The sequence below is a fragment of the Pseudoalteromonas sp. RWi3 genome, assembly GCF_054960735.1.
On the sequence record NZ_JBHNYL010000011.1, the window covers coordinates 21,069 to 42,664 of the forward strand.

The following is a 21,596-nucleotide window of genomic DNA, read 5'->3' on the forward strand; positions in this document are numbered from 1 at the left end:
CGATTTTAATATGTAACAAAGTTTATCAAATAGTGTGTATTAAGACTCAAAACAGGTATGTAAAATCTATTACCTACAATATTTATAATCTTTCAGACACAAAAAAACCGCTATAAAGCGGCTTTTTTAATTATTCACGTCTTATTTAATAACACGTAAATGTGACCCTTTCTTCTTGTCAGGTTTAGGTGACTCAGGCTCATCAATGATCGGTTCATCAACTAGTTCAACCGGCTCTGGCTGTAGCGCAAAATCGTCTTCGTCCTCTAAAAACTCTTCAGCGGTAAATACAGTTCCTTCACCGTTTTCACGTGCATATATTGCAAGTACAGCACCTATTGGTACATATACTTGCATTGGTTGACCACCAAATCGAGCATTAAAACTCAATTGCTGGTTATCCATCGAAAACTGCGTAACGGCTGACGGGCTAATATTCAAAACAATCTGACCATCTTGGACAAATTGTGTTGGAATTTGCACTGCAGGAAAATCAGCGTTCACTACTAGATGTGGTGTACATTGATTATCAACAATCCAATCAAAAAATGCACGAAGCAAATAAGGACGATTAGATGTCATTACAAACGGATCTCACGCTCAGCTTCCGTTAAAGAAGCTTGGAAAGATTCACGTTCGAATAAACGTATCATGTACTCTTTCATTTCTTTAGAACCCGCACCATTTAGCTCAATACCAAGCTCTGGTAAACGCCATAACAGTGGTGCTAAGTAACAATCAACTAAGCTGAATTCTTCGCTCATAAAGTATGGCGCTTCAGTGAAAATTGCTGAAACTGCAAGCAATGCTTCAGTTAGCTCTTTACGTGCTTGAGCAGATTCTGAACCATTAGCATAGATTTTTGCCGCTAGGCTATACCAGTCAGTATCGATACGGTGCATCATCAAACGGCTACGACCACGCATTACCGGGTAAACAGGCATTAGTGGAGGATGAGGAAAACGTTCATCAAGGTATTCCATGATGATGTTTGCCTGATATAAACCAAGCTCACGGTCAATCAGTGTTGGCACTGTACCGTAAGGGTTAATTTCGTGAAGTGCTTCTGGCAGATTATCCTTTTCAGCCAAATGAATATCTACACTTACACCTTTTTCTGCAAGTACAATACGTACTTGGTGACTGTACATACAGTTAGCACCAGAAAAAAGGGTCATTACAGGGCGCTTATTGGCAGCTACGGCCATGCCTACCTCCATTATATAACTAAAACAGCAATAGGGGCTTAAGCCCCTATTGCAAAATTACCTTTAAATATGTTCAAAATTAATGAACATCTCTCCAGTATTCTTTCTTCAGCATGAATGCCAAGATAAATAGGATAATTAAAAATCCAATTACCTTAATACCTAACGCTTCAGACTCAAGGCGTGTAGGCTCACCTACATACTCAAGGAAGTTGGTTAAGTCACGAGCCGCTTGGTCGTATTCATCCACACTCATTTCGCCACTACCATCTGTCTCAATGCCGACGATTTTAGTCACTTTCTGACCGTTTTCTTCAACTTCTTCGACAATAGGTGTTGGCAAACCCTGCAATTCTTGCAGGACGTGCGGCATACCTACCGATGGAAACAGCGTATTATTTACGCCAAATGGACGAGATTCGTCTTTGTAAAATGATTTTAAATAAGTATAAATCCAATCACTTCCACGAACACGTGCAACATTAGTCAAATCAGGTGGCGCAGCGCCAAACCATTTTGCTGCATCATCTTTTGCCATCGCATTGGTAATGTGACTACCTACTTTTGAACCGTCAAAAATAAGTTGCTCTTGTCCAACATCCGTTGGAATACCAATATCACGGAAAGTACGCTCATAACGCTGGTACTGCATTTGGTGACAACCAAGGCAGTAGTTCATGAACAACTTAGCACCGCGTTGTAAAGATGGTTGATCAGAGATGTCGTTACCCGCTTCCATTAATGGAACTGACGGGCCTGCCGCCATTGCAGGTAAAACATTTACTGATAAAGCGAATAAACCAATAAGTAGTTTTTTCATCATTTCGTTAACCTCTCAGGCAATGGCTTAGTTTTTTCATTCTTACTGTAAACAAATAACAGTACGAAGAACATAAAGTAAGTCACAGTACAGACTTGCGAAACAATTGTTTTAAAATCAGTTTGTGGTGTAGCACCAACCCAACCTAAAAGAACAAAAGTAACAACAAAACCTGCAATGTTCCATTTATGGAAACCACAACGATAACGAACTGAACGAACCGAACCACGGTCAATCCAAGGCAACAATGCGAGTACAACAATTGATGCGCCCATTGCAGCAACACCCATTAACTTATCAGGGATTGCACGCAAGATTGCATAGAATGGCGTGAAGTACCAAACAGGGAAAATATGCTCTGGTGTTTTAAGAGGGTTAGCAGCTTCAAAGTTTGGCGCTTCTAGGAAGAAACCACCCATCGCTGGCATAAAGAACACAACCCAACAGAACAAGATTAAGAAACCAACCACGCCCACAATATCTTTTACTGTGTAATAAGGGTGGAACGGTATCGCATCAATAATGTCTTTCTTATCAGTATAGTATTCATGGAACTTAAATTTAGGCTTATCTTCTTCAGCCACGGTTCCTTTCTTACGTTTGTTATCAATACCGTCTGGATTGTTTGAACCCACTTCATGTAGTGCAACAATGTGTAAGAATACTAAGATAACGATAACCAATGGTAATGCAATTACATGTAATGCAAAGAAGCGGTTAAGCGTTGCACCAGAAATTACGTAGTCACCACGGATCCACAGTGTTAAATCATCACCAATAACCGGAATCGCACCGAATAGAGAAATGATTACCTGCGCACCCCAGAACGACATTTGGCCCCATGGTAATAAATATCCCATGAACGCTTCAGCCATTAGGGCTAAGAAAATGAACATACCAAACAACCATAGTAATTCACGCGGCTTTTGGTAAGAACCGTAGATCATGCCACGGAACATATGAAGGTATACAACAATGAAGAATGCTGATGCACCCGTTGAATGTAGATAGCGTAAAAGCCAACCATACTCAACATCACGCATGATGTATTCAATAGAAGCAAACGCCCCTTCAGCTGAAGGCACGTAGTTCATTGTTAACCAAATCCCAGTTAGGATTTGGTTTACTAGTACCAACATGGCTAGAGAGCCAAAGAAGTACCAGAAGTTAAAGTTTTTAGGTGCTGGATACTGTGCAATATGCATGTTCCAAACACGTGTCATTGGGATACGGTCGTCTATCCAATCAACAATTTTACCAAACATTAGGCCACCCCTTGTTCTTCGCCCACTAAAATAGTGGTCTCATCAAGAAAAGTATATGGTGGAATTTCTAGGTTTAATGGTGCTGGTACCGATTGGAATACACGGCCAGCCATATCAAATTTAGAACCATGACATGGACAGTAAAAACCGTCTTCAGTCCCTTCCACTTTTTCGCCAAAGCCACCTTGTAGGAAGCTAGGTGAACACCCTAGATGCGTACAAATACCAACAGCGACAAAAATCTCTGGACGTATTGAACGAAAATCATTCGTTGATGATTCTAATTGTTGTGGCTCTTGCGATTGCGGATCACGAAGTTGACCTTCGTGAGCTTTCATCTGCTCAAGCATTTTTGGGGTCCGTGATACAACCCATACAGGTTTACCACGCCACTCGACACGTATTAATTGTCCTGGCTCAAGTTTGCTGATATCTACTTCTACAGGCGCACCCGCAGATTTAGCTCGCTCACTTGGATTCCAAGACGCAATAAAAGGAACAGCAGCCCCAGCCGCACCAACACCACCAACAACAGAGGTAGCTATGGTTAAAAAGCGACGTCGGCCATTGTCTACAGGCGCATTGCTCATCCACTTATCTCCACTATGATTCCCAACACTTGCTATATTGAGAACATCAGTTACAGCAGGTTAATTTTTCGAAATTTTAAAATAGAAGCGATCATAATTAAAACCCATTATTAAAACAAGGTTATTAACAGCCTCATGCTCGAATAATCCTGACTTTATCAAAAACTAATTAAGCTAGCTCGAGCATAGAGCCGTCTCTATGATATAACTTTTACAAAAACAATATACTGACCAAGATCAACCTCACTAAGAGGAAGCAGATAAACTGCACATGGTGCTGTTGAACTCACTCACATTACTTGCCAGACAATTGTAGCAAAAAAATCCATCAATTAACTGATGGATTTACACTTATTATGATTATTATTGAACTTTTTTTAAAGTTATACGCAGTAAAGGCCCAAGCAGGTTAATTATTAGGCGTATATTTAATACTCGTTTGCTGATTACTTGATAAAAGTGCGAGTTTCTCAAATTTACTGCAATCCGTTTTAAAGGGATGCATCGAGCTTTGGGGGGGGGGGTTTTTGCTCGTAGGTTTGGTGATACTCAACCCACGCTACGGTGTATAGGATAACACTGTGTTTATCGCTAACTTTTTCATCCATAAACAAAAAACCCAGCCGAGGCTGGGTTTTTGGAATTCTGTAAAACGTAATATTAACGTTTTGAGAACTGTGGACGCTTACGTGCTTTCTTAAGACCCACTTTCTTACGCTCAACTTTACGCGCATCACGAGTAACGAAACCGGCTTTACGAAGTTGTGGACGTAGTGACTCGTCAAACTCCATAAGTGCACGAGTGATACCGTGACGGATTGCGCCAGCTTGACCTGTAGTACCACCACCTGCAACAGTGATGTGTAAGTCAAACTTTTCAGTCATATCTACAAGCTCAAGAGCTTGACGAACAACCATACGTGCTGTTTCGCGACCAAAGTACTCTTCTAAAGAGCGCTTGTTGATTACGATGTTACCAGTGCCTGGGCGTAAGAATACGCGAGCACTTGAACTTTTACGACGACCTGTACCGTAGTATTGATTTGCCATGATAGTGCTCCTTAAATGTCTAGAACCTGAGGCTGTTGTGCAGCATGGTTGTGCTCAGTACCCGCGTAAACTTTAAGTTTACGGTACATAGCGCGGCCTAAAGGACCACGTGGCAACATGCCTTTAACAGCTTTTTCGATGATCATTTCAGGCTTTGCAGCTTGAAGTTTATCAAAAGTAGTAGACTTAAGACCACCTGGGAAACCAGAGTGAGCGTAGTAAACTTTATCTTTGAATTTGTTACCAGTTACAGTAACTTTCTCCGCGTTGATAACGATGATGTAATCACCAGTATCTACGTGTGGAGTATATTCAGCTTTGTGCTTACCGCGTAGGCGATGAGCGATTTCAGTAGCGATGCGACCTAAAGTTTTACCTTCAGCGTCAACTACGTACCAGTCACGTTTTACTGTTTCTGGCTTAGCAACAAACGTTTTCATTTATAAAAATCCAATGTTTTTCAATTAAAACCACAGGTAATTATTATTAATTACCGCTCTAAATGTTTGCTCCAACCCCTTCGAGTTTAAGACTTTTGCGCCATTCAAAAGAGGCTAAGCTAATGAAGGCAATAGAACGCAACGTGGCAGACGCGGGAGTATACCAGCACTTAAACCACATTGCTACCTAGCGCTTGTTTTTTCCGCAAGAAATTTAAGTGCTCTATTTAATTAACCAAAGCTCAGGTTCATTAAGCTAAATGCTCTCTTGCAAGATACTCTAGTGACTGCATTTCTTGTAATCGACTAATACAGCGTTTGAACTCAAAGTTTAGATTCCCTTGAGTATAAAGTTCAGTGATCGGTTTTTCTGCTGAGATGATTAGTGTCACATTACGCTCATAAAATTCATCAACTAATGCTATAAAGCGGCGCGCGGCATCGTCGTTACTTTGTCCAAGCTGTTTTACATTTGATAAAATAACCGTGTTATACAAACGGCTTATTTCCATATAGTCCACTTGGCTGCGGGCCGTTTCACATAGTTCAGGAAAATCAAACATCACAATACAATCTGATACCTTGCGAGTTATGATCATCCGCCCTTCAATTTCTATGGCTGTATCCAAGGTGCCCGGCTCTGGCGACAACTTATCAAAATATTCAAACAAGTTCTGATCGGCTTTTGTATCTAGTGGGCTATGAAATATTTCAGCTTGCTCAAGTGTGCGCAAGCGATAATCAATACCCGAATCAACATTAACGATTTCAGTATTTTCATTAACTAATGCAATCGCAGGTAAAAAACGTGCACGCTGAAGCCCATTGCGATAAAGCTCATCTGGCACAATATTAGAAGTCGCCACTAAAACAATGCCACGTTCAAATAACGCTTCCATTAACCCACCCAGCAACATAGCGTCGGTGATGTCTTGCACAAAAAATTCATCAAAGCAGATGATATCTGTTTCTGCTTTAAATATATCCGCAACAATTTCCAATGGATTTGATTTATTATTTAACTTTTTAAGTTCGTCATGAACTCGGTGCATAAAGCGATGAAAATGAACACGCATCTTGCGCTCACCAGGTAGCGCTTCATAAAATGTATCAACTAAGTAGGTTTTACCGCGTCCTACACCTCCCCAAAAGTACAGGCCTTTTATAGCTGGCGTGCTATCTTTATTAAATAGCTTTGCAAACCAGCCTTTTTCAGCTGGCTTTGCAGCGGTTAAGTCATCGTATAGTCGCTGTAAATGACGCACTGCATTTTCTTGCGCAGCATCATGTACAAAATCATCACGCTGTAAATCTTGCTGGTATTTTTGCCAAGGAGTCATAGGTAGTTACAATAAAACACGGTTTAATTTGCGCAATATATTAACACGCATCGTAACTCGGGGTATATTAGAGATAGTAAGATTTATTTAACCTGAGCTCAGGTTATTTAAGCACAAACTAAACTTATTAATTACACACGCAATTTTTTCGTTTTTATTTCCCAAAGGGGTAGAATTTATGGGCACCGTTACTTGGATTGGTATTATTGTTATTGTTGCCGTAGCAGCATTCTTTTTGGGCGCTTTTGTGACTAAAAAACAATTTAAGCAAGATGAACTAGAAGAACAAGCAGAGCAAGCTAAGCATGCACTAGAGCAGTATCGCCAAGATGTTGCCGATCACTTAGCAAGTACCGGTAAGCTAGTAAATCGCATGAAAGACAATTATGATCAGCTTTTAAACCATGTTGATGAAACAAATAAGTTATTACTTAATGATAAAAAGCAGCACCCTGCTGAACCATTTTTCTCAAAAGAAACCACAGAACAGCTTCAACGCTCTTTAAAGGAGCGTCAAAGCGACCGTTCATCTGCCAATGCTCAGCCTGCTGATTATGTCTCGGGTGAATCTGGTTTATTTGCTGGTGACAACAAAGTTTCGGAAGAATCGAAAGCATCTTGAGGAACTTTTTTTTGACCCCATAGTCTTTAGATATAACAGCTTTATATAATATCTATACCTTAATGAGGCTGCTATTTGCAGCCTTTTTAGTTTTTACTTTTCCTGTGATGTGGAGTAAACCTTGACTATGAAAATGAAATTATCGTTAATCAGCGCAGCTGTTCTATCTGCGAGCCTACTATTAACCCCTGCAGTTTCAATGGCAAAAATGCCAATTGCAGTAAATGGTCAACAATTACCAACTTTAGCCCCAATGCTAGAACAAATCACCCCAGGTGTTGTGAGTATACAAGTATCAGGTTCTAAAGAAGTACGCAGACGCGCCGATCCCCTTGACTTCTTTTTTGGTAATCCTCAGCCACGCAGCCAAAAGCGTGAATTTAGTGGATTAGGGTCTGGTGTTATTATTGATGCTGATGAGGGCTATGTAGTAACCAATAATCACGTTGTGCAAGATGCAGAAAAAATGCTTGTTACACTTGAAGATGGCCGCGAGTACGAAGCTAAACGGATCGGCAGTGATAAAGAATCTGACATTGCGTTATTACAAATTGATGCTGATGACTTAGTCGAAATCAAACTAGCTAATTCAGATCAACTGCGTGTGGGTGATTTTGCGGTCGCAATCGGTAACCCATTTGGCTTAAGCCACACAGTAACATCAGGTATTGTTAGTGCGCTTGGCCGCAGCGGCCTAAATATTGAAGGTTATGAAGATTTCATTCAAACTGATGCCGCAATCAACCAAGGTAACTCTGGTGGTGCATTAGTAAACTTAAACGGTGAGCTAATTGGTATCAATACCGCTATTTTAGGTGCTTCAGGTGGGAATGTAGGTATCGGTTTTGCAATTCCATCGAATATGATGAAAAACCTAGTTGATCAAATAATTGAACATGGTGAAACGCGCAGAGGATCTTTAGGTATTTCTGGACGCCCACTGGATGCTGGTCTGGCTAAAGCACAGAAACTCGATGTTAAGCAAGGGGCCTATGTCATGCAAGTAATGGATGATTCTGCCGCTAGCAAAGCAGGTATTAAAGCAGGTGATGTAATTACTAGTGTTGATGGTACTGATATAAGCGGATTCCATGAACTACGCAGTAAGATTGCGACACTAGGCGAAGGTAAAAAAGTGAAACTAGGTATTTACCGTGACGGTAAAGTAAAAATAGTTAATGTAACTCTTGATGGTGCTTCTGGCCAAAGCGCTTCAGGTGATGAATTACACCCAGCATTCCAAGGTGCAACGTTAGAAAGCACGCAAAAAAATGGCATGAAGGGTGTTGAGCTGACTTCCGTTGACCCTCGCTCACCTGCCGCACGTGTTGGCTTGGAAGAAGGTGATATCATTATGCAAGTTAACCGCCAACGTGTAGAAAACATCAGAGACATGAACAAAATCATCGAGAACACGAGAGGTAATATTGTTCTTGGTGTGCAAAGAGGCCGAGAATCTGTGTTTGTACTGATTCAATAATACAAATATTGATTAAATAACTGAATTTGTAACAGCGGCACTTGCCGCTGTTATTTTTTTTGTGCCAAAATAAAGGGATTGCCCCTTAATAATAAGAATATCGTGCTGAAATTTTTTAAATTTGTACTTCCTCCTTTATTTGCTGGTCTCGGTATTGCTTTCTTAGTGGTATTTTTTAGTCCAACTATGCGAGCTAGCCTTTTACCGAATGTTGCCTTGCCAAGTGCCATAACCAGTCAACATTTGAGTTTTTCAGACGCCGTAGAACGAGCAGGCCCCTCGGTTGTCACCATTTTTTCAGAAAGCATTTCTAGTCAACCTCGATACAAGCGCCAAAATACAGTTCAAGAGCTTGGCTCAGGAGTCATCATGTCGAGAGATGGTTATATATTAACTAACTACCATGTGATCAATAATGCTGATCAAATAATGGTGATCCTCACTGATGGTCGCCGCTTTTTTGATGTGCAACTTATTGGCTTTGACACAATTACCGATTTGGCGTTATTAAAAATTAATGCTGAGCACTTGCCCGTTATCCCAGTGAATAATAACTTTAATCCACGTGTGGGTGATGTAGTACTCGCTATAGGAAATCCACTAAATTTAGGGCAAACAATTACCCAAGGAATAATCAGCGCAACAGGCAAACAAAAAATCACTGACAGCCCGTTCAATAGCTTGTTACAAATGGATGCCGCTATAAATGTAGGAAACTCAGGCGGTGCGTTGGTTAACTCTAGAGGTGATTTGGTGGGGATCACTTCGGCGCAGTTTAAAACACGTGAAAATTTGGATATCCAAGGTATTTTCTTCGCTGTGCCCTATTCTTTAGCAAAAGAAGTAATGGATAAACTAATCCGTCATGGCCGTGTTGTAAGAGGTTATTTAGGCTTCACAGGCACTGCTGTTGATAATACTGGTAAAGAAGTAAGCGACAATTATACTCCCGTTGCAGGGCTTCGTATAACAAGCCTAGACCCTTTTGGTCCTGCATGGCAGGCTGGTATAAAAGAGCAAGATATAATCGTTAAGATAGCAAGGAAAGATGTCAGTAACCCGCAACGTACACTTACGTTAATAGGAAATTCTGAACCTGGAAATGAGATTGAGTTTCAGCTTTATCGAAGTGGGGAAATTTTAAAAGTGATGGTCAAAGTGGCCGAACTTGAAACGGAACTGTAAAACCTAGGGCCTAGAAGCTAGGACCTAGGTTTTAGGCTATTAACTACTTCTACGTTTAATATTTGCACCTAAAGCACTGAGCTTATCTTCAATACGTTGGTAACCACGATCAACATGATAGATACGATCTACAATAGTTTCACCTTTGGCTACAATTCCGGTTAAAATCAAACTCGCCGAAGCACGCAAATCTGTTGCCATCACTTGCGCACCGCTTAAGCTTTCGGTCTCACCACAAATTGCAGTGTTTCCCTCTAAACGGATATTAGCACCCATACGCTGTAGTTCTGGTACATGCATGAAACGGTTTTCGAAAATCGTTTCTGTAATTGTTGCACTACCATTAGCCACAACATTAAGCGCTGTAAATTGTGCTTGCATGTCAGTTGGGAAACCAGGGTGTGGCATAGTTTTAATATTAACCGCTTTTAATTCATGGTTACGCATATCTAAATATATGCTGTCATCGGTCACTTCGACTAGTGCATTGGCTGCGCGAAGCTTTTCAATAACAGGTTCAAGACTATGGAAATCAGTTGATTTACATAGCACTTCGCCACCTGCCATTGCCGCCGCAACCAAGAAAGTGCCGGTTTCTATACGATCAGGTAAAATACGATGTTCACAACCATTTAGCTTCTCAACACCTTCGACCTCAATGCGGCTAGTGCCTGCACCCGATATTTTAGCGCCCATCGCGGTTAAGCAGGCCGCTAAATCAGTGATCTCTGGTTCACGTGCTGCATTTTCTAAAACCGTTTTACCATCGGCCAAAGTCGCTGCCATTAACAAGTTTTCAGTTGCACCGACACTGACCATTTCCATGAAGATTTCAGCGCCTTTCAAACGCCCTTCTACACTGGCATTGATATAGCCATTTTCAACCTTGATAGTTGCGCCCATGCGCTCAAGACCTTGGATATGGATATCAACAGGGCGGGCACCGATAGCACAGCCACCAGGAAGGGAAACCTGAGCTTGTCCAAAGCGAGCTAGCAAAGGCCCTAAAGCAAGAACCGAAGCACGCATTTGTTTTACTAACTCGTAAGGTGCGAGTGTTTTATTTACTGTCGCACCATCAATAACAAGTTGGTCATTTTGCCACAGCACTTGTGCACCGAGCGTCTGTAATAGCGCTTCTGTTGTGCCAATATCACGTAGCCGTGGAACATTTTTGAAAGTACTTTTTCCATCAGCCAATAATGCAGCAAAAAGAATAGGTAATGCGGCATTTTTAGCGCCAGAAATGGTAACTTCACCAGCTAAGCCAGTGCCACCTTGAATTACAAATTGATCCATTAGGAGGCCTTAACTATTGCGGTAAGATAAATTTTTGTTCACGCTTCCACTCTGTAGGTGTGAATGCACGAATAGATACAGCATGGATCGTACCGTCAGAGATAGTGTTCATTAATGGACCATATACTAACTGCTGCTTTTTAACACGGCTTAAGCCATCAAAACAATCACCCACTGCAACCACTTCATAATGGCTACCATTGGCTTTAACATGTACTTCTGCTAATTGTAATTCGTCGCGTAATAATGTTTCGACTTCGCTTGTTTGCATAACTCTCACTCAAATAAGGTTGTAACCTGCCCCAACTGCATTAAATTTTGCAGCTGTTCAGGAATATTTTGCAATTCAAGGCGAATGCCTTGCTGCTTTAATTCTGCGAAAGAGTGAATTAACCAAGCTAAGCCCGCTGTGTCAACCCTAGACACCTCAGAAAGGTCAAAATACCAAGTTTTATGGCTACTTTGTGAGTTTTTATTAAGAAGCCGTTCAGTTGCGATTGAGTTTCGCGTCAGTTCACCACTGACTCGAAACTCATGATCGGTTACTTGAGTAACGCTTACTTTACTCATTACCACCATCGCCTCTAAATTGGACCGGTAACTGGCTTTTTTGCTTAAGCAGGTTACTTACGTGCTCAATACCTTGCTGGCGAAGAATACCTTGAAGCTCACTTTGCTTTGCATCAAGTAAACTAATGCCTTCTGCAACCATGTCGTACGCACGCCATTCACCACTTCTATCTTCGCGGACCTTAAAGTCAATTTTGATATCCGGTTTACCTGGGTCAACAATTTTGGTTTTAACTAGAACAACATCTTGTCCGGCAAATTCTCGGCTAGGAGCAAACTCAACCTGCTGATTAGTGTATTGGGTAAATACACCCGCATATGTAGCAATTAAGTACTCTTGAAAAACATCTATAAATATTTTGATATCTTCAATTGCTTGTTTTTGTTCGCTAGGATCTTTAATCGCACGGACTTTTGATACATGGCTGCCTAACACGCGAAGGGCAGCGTATTTGTAATCAATGTATGGCATTAATTCTTCAGTAACAATAACTCGTAAATGCTCTTTGTTTTTTTCAATCAGTGGCTGGTCTCGGGTAATACGTTGAAAAGTATTATCCGATACTTGGCGCACCATTTTGTATGGGTCTTTTAAATTTACTTGGTCTGTATTTGCATTTGCATTGGTTGCGATAAAAGCAAATGCAACTAGCGCTAAAAGTTTTTTAAACATAATAATTACTCGCCACCTTGGTTGAATAAGAACTGCCCAATTAATTCTTCAAGTACTAACGCTGACTTGGTATCCGTAATAAAGTCACCATCGTTTAATGCTTTACTCTCGACACCAAATAACTCATCCAATCCTAAATCGCCATCATTGCTTGTTACTTCAAGTCCTAAACATGCCTGCTCAGCTGATTTAGGCGCAATAACCGGATTAATGCCTAAGTACTGCTCACCTAAAATACCTGATGTTAAAATAGACACTGAGCTAGTGTCTGAAAATCGACATTGGTATTGCGCATCAATAGTCATATCAACCACGGGTAAAAACTCTTGAGGATGGATAGAGATTGCTTCAACACGGCCAACAACTACGCCACCGACTTTGATAGGCGCTCGTGCTTTTAGTGAGCCAATATTATCAAATTTAGCCTTTAATAAATAAGTATCCCCATTACCACTAATACCTGCGTTAGCCACTTTCAATGCCAACATTGCAAATGCTGCAATCCCTAAAGCTACGAAAAAGCCAACTAAAATTTCTAATTTCCGTGAATTCATTATCTATACCTTTTTTAGCTGGTAAACATTACCGCTGTCAAAATAAAATCAAACCCTAAAACAGCCAGAGATGAGTGCACAACGGTCTCTGTTGTTGCTTTACTGATACCTTCTGATGTCGGCACACAGTCATACCCTTTATAAAGTGCAATCCAGGTTACAACGATGGCAAATACAAAACTCTTGATCATGCCATTTAAAATATCCTGCTGGAATGACACTTGAGATTGCATGATTGACCAAAAGCTACCTGTATCGACCCCTAACCAATCTACACCCACTAAGTGAGCACCGATTATAGCGACCGCTGAAAATATCAATGCAAGTAACGGCATACTGATAAAGCCTGCCCAAAACCGTGGCGCTATAATGCGTTTAAGTGGATCGATAGCCATCATTTCTAAGCTTGAAAGCTGCTCGGTTGCTTTCATAAGGCCTATCTCTGCGGTTAGCGCACTTCCTGCTCGTCCAGCAAATAGAAGAGCTGTCACTACAGGCCCCAACTCTCTAAGTAAACTTAACGCAACCAATGGCCCAAGACTATCCTCAGCACCATAGCCCACCAATACGGTGTAACCTTGCAACGCGAGCACCATACCGATAAATAAGCCTGATACCATAATAATCAGTAATGATTGCGAACCAACCATATATAACTGACGAACAAGTAATGGGGTTCCTTTACGAAAGTTTGGTAAGTTCCACAACGCGCCAATTAACATTTGGGTAGAGCGACCAAGCGCTGCAAATCGGCCAAATGTTTTCTGACCTAGCTTTTGTAACATATCGAACATTAGCTAAGCACTCCAAGTAGTTCATCATTATAAGGTTCTGCGGGAAAATGGAACGGTACAGGCCCATCTGAAAGCCCTTTTAAGAACTGCTGCACTAATGGCGATTCATGATTACGCATTTGCTCAGGAGAACCACTTCCAATCACACCTTGGTCAGCAATGATAATAACATGATCCGCGATACTCATAACTTCTGTTACATCATGCGTAACTATTAATGAAGATAAGCCTAATACTTGGTTAAGTGATTTGATTAGCTTGACCAAAACCCCCATTGAGATAGGGTCTTGTCCAGCAAATGGCTCGTCATACATAATGAGCTCTGGATCAAGTGCTATTGAACGCGCCAAGGCTGCACGTCGTGCCATGCCACCAGAGAGTTCCGAAGGCATCAAGTCTTGTGCACCGCGCAAGCCAACGGCCTGAAGTTTCATCAATACGACAAGACGGATTAAATCTTCGCTAAGACGGGTATGCTCTCTAAGTGGAAAAGCGATATTGTCAAACACTGACATATCGGTAAACAATGCGCCGCTTTGAAACAACATACTCATTTTGGTACGCGCAGCATAAAGCTCTTTGCGCGTCATGGTTGGGATATTATCACCTTCAAATAAAATCGTGCCGCTATCAGGTTTTAATTGACCACCAATTAATCGCAGCATGGTTGTTTTACCTATACCGCTGGGCCCCATAATGGCAGTGATCTTACCTTTAGGAACGCTGAAGCTCATATTTTTATATATGCTTCTATCGCCCCTTGAAAAGCTTACATCCTTGATTTCTACTATTGGTTGCGACAAGTCGCTCTCCATTATCATTTTCACTACTTTTTCTATTTTAAAGCTTTTTGTACTCAGATGGAAAAAACAAATCGTAAAATTTTGTAATATTCTATGTAATAACAACCTAAGCAAGAAAAACACAGGTTAGCATAATATCTAACCCCCCCCTTACTAACAACTTGACCTGATTCTTTTATTTATACTTTCAAGCTGGCTTTTGATATTATTTAAGTAAATTTGATATTGAATAATTGGCGTAATGTAATGGTGACTTCTTTTGTCATTTTGATTCTTGGATTTGCTGGGCTTGTTTGGAGCGCAGATCGCTTTGTATATGGCGCCGCAGCGCTGGCAAAAAACTTTGGCGTACCTACTTTAATTGTTGGTTTAACCGTTGTCGCTATGGGCTCCTCTGCACCAGAAATGATGGTCTCAGCTTCTGCAGCACTTGCGGGTAAAACCGACACTGCCGTTGGTAATGCCGTTGGATCAAATATCACTAATATTTTATTAGTACTAGGTATTACAGCACTTCTTCGTCCTCTTTTGGTGTCATCGACAACACTAAAGCGTGAAATGCCACTTGTATTAATCGTTTCTTTGGGCGCATGGTATGTTTTCTCTGACAACTACTTTTCATTTGCCGAAGGTTTAGCATTATTAATCGCTTTTATTGTGTTTATCGCCGGACTAATCATCATTTCTATTCGTGACAAAAACCAAGCTGATGACCCTTTTGTAAGTGAAGCATGTGAAGATGTGCCAGATAACGTGCCAACTAAAAACGCCTTTTTCTGGCTCGTGGTAGGCATGATATTACTGCCCTTAAGTTCACATTTTTTAGTTGGGTCTGCTGTTGATATCGCAAAATATTTTGGCCTCAGTGACCTTGTTATTGGTTTAACAATTATTGCTATTGGCACAAGCTTACCTGAATTAGCAGCCTGTATAGCCGGGGTGTTAAAAAATGAAGATGACCTTGCATTAGGCAACATTGTTGGCTCAAATATATTTAACATATTAGCTGTTTTGCCTTTGGCAGGTATTATAAACCCATCAATCATAGACCCTTCAGCAGCAAACCGTGACGCACTCATAATGATTGGTGCTACACTCGCGTTAATCGCTATGTCGCTAAGTATTAAAGGGACTCAGCGAATAAATAGAATTGAAGGTGGTTTACTGCTCGCTGCATTTGTAGCGTACCAAGGTTATATTTTTAGCCAAGTAGCTTAATGCCAACATAAATGGATAATAAATGACGCAGTTAAATTTTATTGAGCAAGGTAAGCGCGTACTCACAATTGAGCGCCAAGCACTTGATGATATTATTCAGTATCTAGATGATAGCTTTAATAAAGCATGCCAATTAATGTTTCAATGCCAAGGGCGAATAATTGTTGTTGGTATGGGCAAGTCGGGTCATATTGGTAACAAAATTGCTGCAACACTTGCAAGCACTGGTACCCCAGCTTTTTTTGTTCACCCGGGCGAAGCAAGCCACGGCGATTTAGGTATGATCACTCAAAATGATGTCGTTATGCTTATATCAAACTCCGGCGAAACCAGCGAAGTGCTTAATATTATTCCTGTTATCAAGCGCATAGGGGCTAAAATTGTTGCTATGACAGGTAACCCAAGCTCTTCGATGGCAAAATGGGCGGATGCGCATGTTTGTATAAAAGTATCACAAGAAGCCTGTCCGCTTGGGTTAGCCCCTACAGCAAGCACAACTGCCACACTTGCTATGGGTGATGCTATTGCAGTTGCTTTACTTGAAACCAGAGGCTTTACCGCGGATGACTTTGCGCTTTCTCATCCTGGCGGAAGTTTAGGCAAACGTTTGTTACTGTGCTTGAAAGATTTGATGCACGATGGTGATGCAACGCCTATCATTAAAGATAACCAGCGCATAAAAGATGCCTTGATAGAAATGTCAGCCAAAGGACTAGGTATGACCGCTGTTGTGAATGAAGCTGGACAACTAACAGGGCTATTTACCGATGGTGATTTACGCAGAATTTTAGAACAACGTATTGATATTCATAACACCCTAATCAGTGAGGTTATGACGCGTTCATGTACCACAGCGACAGCCGATATGCTTGCCGCTGAAGCGCTAAACATCATGGAACGTAAACGAATAAATGGCCTTATTGTTATTGATGATAACCAACACCCTATTGGTGCACTTAATATGCAAGACTTGCTAAAAGCAGGAGTTTTATAAATGCAGTTTGCTGATTTATATCAACCACTAAGTAAAGATACCCAGACCCGCGCTAAAAAAGTAAAGCTACTAATCTGCGATATTGATGGTGTTTTTTCTGATGGCCGAATTTACCTTGGTAACCAAGGCGAAGAATTAAAAGCCTTTAACACTAAAGACGGCTTTGGTATTAAAGCTTTAATAAAAAGTGGTATTGAAGTGGCAGTGATTACAGGGCGTCATTCACACATTGTTCAGCAGCGAATGACTAGTCTAACTGTTAAGCATATTTATCAAGGCCAAGAGAATAAATTACAAGCCTATCAAGAGTTAAAAGATACATTGGCTTTAACTGATGATGAAATTGCTTACATTGGTGATGATGGCCCTGATTTACCTGTAATGGAACAAGTTGGTTTTGCTGTAGCGGTTAATGACGCTCACCCGTTGATAAAACGAATAGCACATTACACAACCATGCTACCGGGTGGGTTTGGTGCGGTCAGAGAGCTTACTGATTTACTGATGCTTGAAAATGGCCTACCGCTGACGAGTACAGGGACTAGCTCATGAATAGTGCGCGTTTAATTTTAAGCGTACTATTTATAGGCTGTATGGTTTGGCTTTGGTATCCATACTTTAACCAATCTAACACACAGCAGCTCGTTGAAGAGGATATTATTGCAAAACCTGATTACACAGCTGTCGCATTAAAACAAACAGCCTTTGACGAGCAAGGAAAAATAAGCCACAAAGTAACTGCTGCAAAAATGGAACTATATCAGCAGTTAGGGTTTACTTACTTTGAAGAGCCTATTTTTACTTTATATAATCAAGAGCAAATGTGGCAGATTAATGCAGCTGAGGCCACATTATATGAAAATAACCAGCTGATTTTAGAAGGCAATGTGACGGCAATTAACCTTACAGAAAATGCCATGATAGATCATATTAATGCCGATAACATCCAGGTTGATATTGAGCTACAAACCATGAGTTCAGAACAACCTGTAGAGTTAGTCGGGCCTGATTTAAAAATTACTGGGCGTGGACTAAAAGCCGATTTAAAAGCCGAAGTAATTGAATTAATTAACCATACGCGAACCATATATTATGACCAATAAACTTGCCCAAATGCTTGTAATTCCAAGCCTATTCATTGCTTACTCAAGTGTTGCGCAAAGTGAACTTCCCGCTGCAAACCAAGTATCAATAAGTGCCGATAAACAGCAAGCACAGCTAAAATCTAATGTCGGTATTTTTGAATCGAACGTAGAAATAATCCATGGCGCACGGCGCATTACTGCTGACCGCTTAGAAGTACATAAACGCGACAAGTTAGGTGAGAATAAGCAACTGCTTATTGCAACAGGCAGTCCAGCTTATTTCGAAGAAAAACAAGATGACGGTTCAATCATGAGTGCCAGCGCAAACGAAGTTCGTTACGATGTAGCTGAACGTTACTTAACCCTAATTGGTGATGCCCAGGTTACTCAAGCAGGTCAAAAGATCAATGCTAAAAGCATCTCTTACGACATGGAGCAGCAACTAATTAGTGCGCAAAAAGATGAAAACTCAGATGACCGCGTACATACTATTTTAGTGCCCATCGAAAATAAAAAAGCAAAGTCAAAAGGTCAGCCATGAGTACGTTAAAAGCTGAATTTTTAGCTAAAAGCTATAAAGGCCGCCAAGTTGTAAAGAGTGTGGGTTTAGAAGTAAGTGCAGGAAGCATTGTCGGTTTACTAGGCCCAAATGGTGCAGGTAAAACGACCACTTTTTATATGATTGTTGGTTTAGTACCGAGCGACAAAGGCAAAATAAGCATTGATGATAACGACATTACATTACTGCCTATGCATAGCCGTGCACGATTAGGTATTGGTTATTTACCGCAAGAGTCATCTATTTTTCGTAAATTAACGGTTTATCAAAACTTGATGGCGATATTAGAAACACGAAACGATTTAAATAAGCAAGGCCGAGAACAAGCTCTGGATGGCCTGCTGGATGAATTTAGCATACAACACATTCGCGATAGCCAAGGTATGGCGTTATCAGGTGGTGAACGCCGCCGAGTTGAAATTGCACGCGCATTAGCCGCAAACCCTAAATTTATTTTATTAGATGAGCCTTTTGCTGGTGTTGATCCAATTTCAGTGTTAGATATAAAGAAAATAATTGAACACCTTAAAAACCGAGGCATCGGGGTGTTGATTACAGATCATAATGTACGAGAAACCCTTGATGTTTGTGAAAAAGCCTACATTGTTTCTCATGGTGAGCTAATTGCTTCAGGCACTCCTGAACATGTGCTTGCCGACCAAACAGTACGCGATGTTTATCTGGGTGAGCAATTTAGGCTATAAACCAACGTTCAGCTAACTATCTGCTAAACTTAATTCTGATTACATAATAAAAGGATTGTTAAAGATAAATGAGGCAATCACTCCAGCTGCGCATGGGCCAGCAATTGACAATGACACCTCAGTTACAACAAGCTATTCGTTTGTTGCAACTCAGTACATTGGATCTACAACAAGAAATTCAGGAAGCACTCGACAGTAATCCTTTACTAGAAGTTGAGGAGCATGAATTTAGTGATGAAACTGCAGGCAAAAATGAGCAAAAACAAGACACTGATGAAGTAACAGTCAGTGCATCTGCTGATGAAACACCAAGTGAATACGAACAAGAAAGTAGTGAAGCACTCAGTAAAGAAACTGTCAGCGACGAAATGGCCATGGATGTAACATGGGATGAGTACATGAGCGCTGCGCCTTCTAGCTCATCAGGACCAATGCCTGAAGATGAGTCTATTTACCAAGGTGCTTCCACTGAAACGCTGCATGAATACATTATGTGGCAGCTACAATTAACGCCATTTAGCCCGACCGATGAAGCCATAGCCATTGCTATTGTTGAAGCGATTGATGAATCGGGTATTTTAACATTGAGCTGCGAAGACATTGTTGAAAGTTTAAACAAAGATAATAACGAAGAAGAAATAGAACTTGATGAAGTTCAAGCTGTTTTAAAACGCATCCAATTGTTTGATCCAATAGGGATTGCCGCACGCAGCTTACAAGAGTGTTTATGTATACAACTGAATCAATTCGACCCTGCAACGCCATGGCTTGCAGAGACTAAAATGATTTTAACCGAGCATATCGATCTTTTAGCAAGTCGTGACTATCGCACTTTGATGAAAAAGACTAAGCTTAAAGAAGATGAGCTAAAAGAAGTCATGACACTGATACACAGCTTGAACCCTAAGCCCGCAGATACTATTGTGCGCGAAGAGTCTGAGTATGTTATCCCTGATGTTTCAGTGAAAAAAGTTAAAGGGCGCTGGATGGTGGAATTAAATCCAGAAAGCATGCCTAAAATTAGAGTGAACAGCCAGTATGCCGCCATGTCTCGCTCAGTAAAATCGAGCAGTGACAGTCAGTTTATTCGTTCGCATCTGCAAGAAGCAAAATGGTTTATTAAAAGCTTAGAAAGCCGTAATGAAACATTACTCAAAGTAACTAATTGTATAGTGAAACAGCAGCAAGGTTTTTTTGAACACGGCCCCGAAGCTATGCGCCCGATGGTACTAAATGATGTAGCAGAAATGGTCGAGATGCATGAGTCAACTATCTCACGCGTAACAACTCAAAAGTATATGCATACACCACGTGGTATTTTTGAGTTGAAGTACTTTTTCTCTAGTCACGTAAGCACCGAAAATGGCGGGGAATGCTCTTCTACAGCTATCCGTGCATTGATCAAAAAGCTTATTAGCGCAGAAAACTCAGCGAAACCATTGAGTGATAGTAAAATTGCAGATATATTGGCTGAGCAAGGTATCAAAGTAGCTAGACGCACAATTGCAAAATATCGTGAGTCTCTAGCTATTCCACCGTCAAATCAAAGAAAGAGTTTGATTTAAGGCGTAAAAAACAAAGAAGGAAAATGCTTATGCAAATTAACTTAACTGGTCGCCACGTAGAAATTACCGATTCACTTAGAGACTATGTACACAATAAGTTTGCGAAGCTTGAAAGGCACTTTGATAGTATTAATAATGTACATGTGATTCTTGACGTAGAAAAATTAAGTCAAAAAGCAGAAGCCACAATACATGTTAGCGGTGCTGATTTATTTGCTTCAACTGAACATCAAGATATGTATGCTGCGATTGACGGACTGATTGATAAATTAGACCGCCAAGTAATAAAACACAAAGAGAAGCACGCTCGACACTAATACTATGAAATTAAGTTCACTTACTTCTGAGGACTGCAGTAAAGCTGCGGTCCTTTTTAATAGCAAAAAACGAATTCTAGAATTTATTAGCCAATTGGCTCATGAAAAGCTTCCTCACCTCACACAGCAAGAGATCCTTAACGCATTATTAAATCGGGAAAAGCTTGGTAGCACAGGCATAGGTCGAGGTATTGCTATACCACATGGTCGCATGAGTGGCGCACAATCTCCTCTAGCATTAATCTTAGTGAGTGAAACCCCCATTAACTTTGATGCAATTGATAATCGTCCTGTCGATATTTTTGTAGCACTGATCGTACCTGATGGAGATTGCCAACTTCATTTGAAGACGTTAGCAACAATTGCTGATAAACTTAACGATAAAGAGTTTTGTAAACAACTACGTAGCGCAAAAACAGATCAGGATTTGTATCAAGTTATTGTTGAGCATTCATAAGAAA

27 protein-coding genes are annotated in these 21,596 nt (G+C 40.8%); 12 read left to right on the top strand and 15 right to left on the bottom strand.

Annotated elements, in window-relative coordinates:
• Positions 1–141 precede the first annotated feature (141 nt).
• The 8 genes from ACFI4Z_RS13865 to zapE all read right to left on the bottom strand — a co-directional run bounded on the left by ACFI4Z_RS13865 (position 142) and on the right by zapE (position 6,713).
• Positions 142–582 carry a ClpXP protease specificity-enhancing factor gene (locus ACFI4Z_RS13865; RefSeq protein ID WP_462671106.1) on the bottom strand — a complete coding sequence of 147 codons (441 nt, stop codon included), beginning with the start codon at positions 580–582 and terminating at the stop codon, positions 142–144.
• A complete protein-coding gene (gene sspA / locus ACFI4Z_RS13870; RefSeq protein WP_462671107.1) occupies positions 582–1,208 on the bottom strand; it encodes a stringent starvation protein SspA in 627 nt (208 codons plus the stop codon). Before sspA ends, ACFI4Z_RS13865 begins: the two co-directional genes overlap by 1 nt.
• Positions 1,209–1,287: 79 nt before the next feature.
• Positions 1,288–2,031: a cytochrome c1 gene (locus ACFI4Z_RS13875; RefSeq protein ID WP_462671108.1), complete on the bottom strand. Its 744-nt coding sequence runs from the start codon at positions 2,029–2,031 to the stop codon at positions 1,288–1,290.
• Positions 2,028–3,293, bottom strand: a complete 1,266-nt coding sequence (locus tag ACFI4Z_RS13880; protein ID WP_058560964.1) for a cytochrome b — start codon at positions 3,291–3,293, stop codon at positions 2,028–2,030. The genes ACFI4Z_RS13875 and ACFI4Z_RS13880 overlap by 4 nt, the downstream gene beginning before the upstream one ends.
• Positions 3,293–3,883: a ubiquinol-cytochrome c reductase iron-sulfur subunit gene (gene petA / locus ACFI4Z_RS13885; RefSeq protein ID WP_058560963.1), complete on the bottom strand. Its 591-nt coding sequence runs from the start codon at positions 3,881–3,883 to the stop codon at positions 3,293–3,295. The genes ACFI4Z_RS13880 and petA overlap by 1 nt, the downstream gene beginning before the upstream one ends.
• A 660-nt stretch (positions 3,884–4,543) precedes the next feature.
• Positions 4,544–4,936, bottom strand: coding sequence for a 30S ribosomal protein S9 (rpsI, locus tag ACFI4Z_RS13890; protein WP_024600778.1), 393 nt, complete (start codon positions 4,934–4,936; stop codon positions 4,544–4,546).
• Between the two features lie 8 nt (positions 4,937–4,944).
• Entirely contained in the window at positions 4,945–5,373 is a 429-nt protein-coding gene (gene rplM, locus ACFI4Z_RS13895) for a 50S ribosomal protein L13 (RefSeq protein ID WP_002957960.1), read from the bottom strand.
• 251 nt (positions 5,374–5,624) lie between these two features.
• On the bottom strand, positions 5,625–6,713 hold the full coding sequence (gene zapE / locus ACFI4Z_RS13900; protein WP_462671109.1) for a cell division protein ZapE: 1,089 nt from the start codon (positions 6,711–6,713) through the stop codon (positions 5,625–5,627).
• A gap of 178 nt (positions 6,714–6,891) precedes the next feature.
• Here zapE and ACFI4Z_RS13905 point away from each other — a divergent pair, with 178 nt between their 5' ends.
• The 3 genes from ACFI4Z_RS13905 to ACFI4Z_RS13915 all read left to right on the top strand — a co-directional run bounded on the left by ACFI4Z_RS13905 (position 6,892) and on the right by ACFI4Z_RS13915 (position 10,000).
• Positions 6,892–7,335 carry a Z-ring associated ZapG family protein gene (locus ACFI4Z_RS13905; protein WP_462671110.1) on the top strand — a complete coding sequence of 148 codons (444 nt, stop codon included), beginning with the start codon at positions 6,892–6,894 and terminating at the stop codon, positions 7,333–7,335.
• Positions 7,336–7,462: 127 nt separating this feature from the next.
• Positions 7,463–8,815, top strand: a complete 1,353-nt coding sequence (locus ACFI4Z_RS13910; protein ID WP_462671111.1) for a Do family serine endopeptidase — start codon at positions 7,463–7,465, stop codon at positions 8,813–8,815.
• 102 nt (positions 8,816–8,917) lie between these two features.
• On the top strand, positions 8,918–10,000 hold the full coding sequence (locus ACFI4Z_RS13915) for a trypsin-like peptidase domain-containing protein (RefSeq protein ID WP_462671112.1): 1,083 nt from the start codon (positions 8,918–8,920) through the stop codon (positions 9,998–10,000).
• A gap of 39 nt (positions 10,001–10,039) precedes the next feature.
• Here ACFI4Z_RS13915 and murA read toward each other — a convergent pair whose 3' ends face one another.
• From murA to mlaF, 7 genes are read right to left on the bottom strand one after another with little or no spacing between them, the layout of a single operon-like run.
• Positions 10,040–11,299 carry a UDP-N-acetylglucosamine 1-carboxyvinyltransferase gene (gene murA, locus ACFI4Z_RS13920; protein WP_462671113.1) on the bottom strand — a complete coding sequence of 420 codons (1,260 nt, stop codon included), beginning with the start codon at positions 11,297–11,299 and terminating at the stop codon, positions 10,040–10,042.
• 13 nt (positions 11,300–11,312) lie between these two features.
• Positions 11,313–11,570: a BolA family protein gene (locus ACFI4Z_RS13925; protein ID WP_394192799.1), complete on the bottom strand. Its 258-nt coding sequence runs from the start codon at positions 11,568–11,570 to the stop codon at positions 11,313–11,315.
• A gap of 5 nt (positions 11,571–11,575) precedes the next feature.
• Positions 11,576–11,869, bottom strand: a complete 294-nt coding sequence (locus ACFI4Z_RS13930) for an STAS domain-containing protein (protein WP_462671114.1) — start codon at positions 11,867–11,869, stop codon at positions 11,576–11,578.
• On the bottom strand, positions 11,862–12,542 hold the full coding sequence (locus ACFI4Z_RS13935) for an MlaC/ttg2D family ABC transporter substrate-binding protein (RefSeq protein WP_462671115.1): 681 nt from the start codon (positions 12,540–12,542) through the stop codon (positions 11,862–11,864). The genes ACFI4Z_RS13930 and ACFI4Z_RS13935 overlap by 8 nt, the downstream gene beginning before the upstream one ends.
• Positions 12,543–12,547: 5 nt before the next feature.
• Complete coding sequence (mlaD, locus tag ACFI4Z_RS13940) at positions 12,548–13,096, bottom strand: outer membrane lipid asymmetry maintenance protein MlaD (RefSeq protein WP_058560954.1); 549 nt, start codon at positions 13,094–13,096, stop codon at positions 12,548–12,550.
• 14 nt (positions 13,097–13,110) lie between these two features.
• On the bottom strand, positions 13,111–13,890 hold the full coding sequence (mlaE, locus tag ACFI4Z_RS13945) for a lipid asymmetry maintenance ABC transporter permease subunit MlaE (RefSeq protein WP_099295303.1): 780 nt from the start codon (positions 13,888–13,890) through the stop codon (positions 13,111–13,113).
• Positions 13,890–14,705, bottom strand: coding sequence for a phospholipid ABC transporter ATP-binding protein MlaF (mlaF, locus tag ACFI4Z_RS13950; protein ID WP_099295483.1), 816 nt, complete (start codon positions 14,703–14,705; stop codon positions 13,890–13,892). Before mlaF ends, mlaE begins: the two co-directional genes overlap by 1 nt.
• A 234-nt stretch (positions 14,706–14,939) precedes the next feature.
• On the opposite strand from mlaF, the gene ACFI4Z_RS13955 reads away from it, so the two are divergent.
• The 9 genes from ACFI4Z_RS13955 (at position 14,940) to ptsN (ending at position 21,592) form a co-directional block, all read left to right on the top strand.
• Entirely contained in the window at positions 14,940–15,911 is a 972-nt protein-coding gene (locus tag ACFI4Z_RS13955; protein WP_462671116.1) for a calcium/sodium antiporter, read from the top strand.
• A 22-nt stretch (positions 15,912–15,933) separates the two neighbouring features.
• The gene (locus ACFI4Z_RS13960; protein ID WP_462671117.1) at positions 15,934–16,905 is read left to right on the top strand and encodes a KpsF/GutQ family sugar-phosphate isomerase; all 972 of its coding nucleotides are present in this window, start codon (positions 15,934–15,936) and stop codon (positions 16,903–16,905) included.
• Positions 16,906–17,457, top strand: coding sequence for a 3-deoxy-manno-octulosonate-8-phosphatase KdsC (gene kdsC, locus ACFI4Z_RS13965; protein WP_462671118.1), 552 nt, complete (start codon positions 16,906–16,908; stop codon positions 17,455–17,457).
• Positions 17,454–18,008, top strand: a complete 555-nt coding sequence (gene lptC, locus ACFI4Z_RS13970) for an LPS export ABC transporter periplasmic protein LptC (RefSeq protein WP_135473085.1) — start codon at positions 17,454–17,456, stop codon at positions 18,006–18,008. The genes kdsC and lptC overlap by 4 nt, the downstream gene beginning before the upstream one ends.
• Positions 17,998–18,531 carry a lipopolysaccharide transport periplasmic protein LptA gene (gene lptA, locus ACFI4Z_RS13975; protein WP_462671119.1) on the top strand — a complete coding sequence of 178 codons (534 nt, stop codon included), beginning with the start codon at positions 17,998–18,000 and terminating at the stop codon, positions 18,529–18,531. Before lptC ends, lptA begins: the two co-directional genes overlap by 11 nt.
• On the top strand, positions 18,528–19,253 hold the full coding sequence (gene lptB, locus ACFI4Z_RS13980; protein ID WP_099295310.1) for an LPS export ABC transporter ATP-binding protein: 726 nt from the start codon (positions 18,528–18,530) through the stop codon (positions 19,251–19,253). Before lptA ends, lptB begins: the two co-directional genes overlap by 4 nt.
• Before the next feature lie 68 nt (positions 19,254–19,321).
• Entirely contained in the window at positions 19,322–20,818 is a 1,497-nt protein-coding gene (locus ACFI4Z_RS13985; RefSeq protein ID WP_462671120.1) for an RNA polymerase factor sigma-54, read from the top strand.
• A 29-nt stretch (positions 20,819–20,847) separates the two neighbouring features.
• The gene (gene hpf / locus ACFI4Z_RS13990; protein ID WP_099295312.1) at positions 20,848–21,135 is read left to right on the top strand and encodes a ribosome hibernation promoting factor; all 288 of its coding nucleotides are present in this window, start codon (positions 20,848–20,850) and stop codon (positions 21,133–21,135) included.
• Positions 21,136–21,139: 4 nt separating this feature from the next.
• On the top strand, positions 21,140–21,592 hold the full coding sequence (gene ptsN / locus ACFI4Z_RS13995) for a PTS IIA-like nitrogen regulatory protein PtsN (protein WP_462671121.1): 453 nt from the start codon (positions 21,140–21,142) through the stop codon (positions 21,590–21,592).
• Positions 21,593–21,596 lie beyond the last annotated feature (4 nt).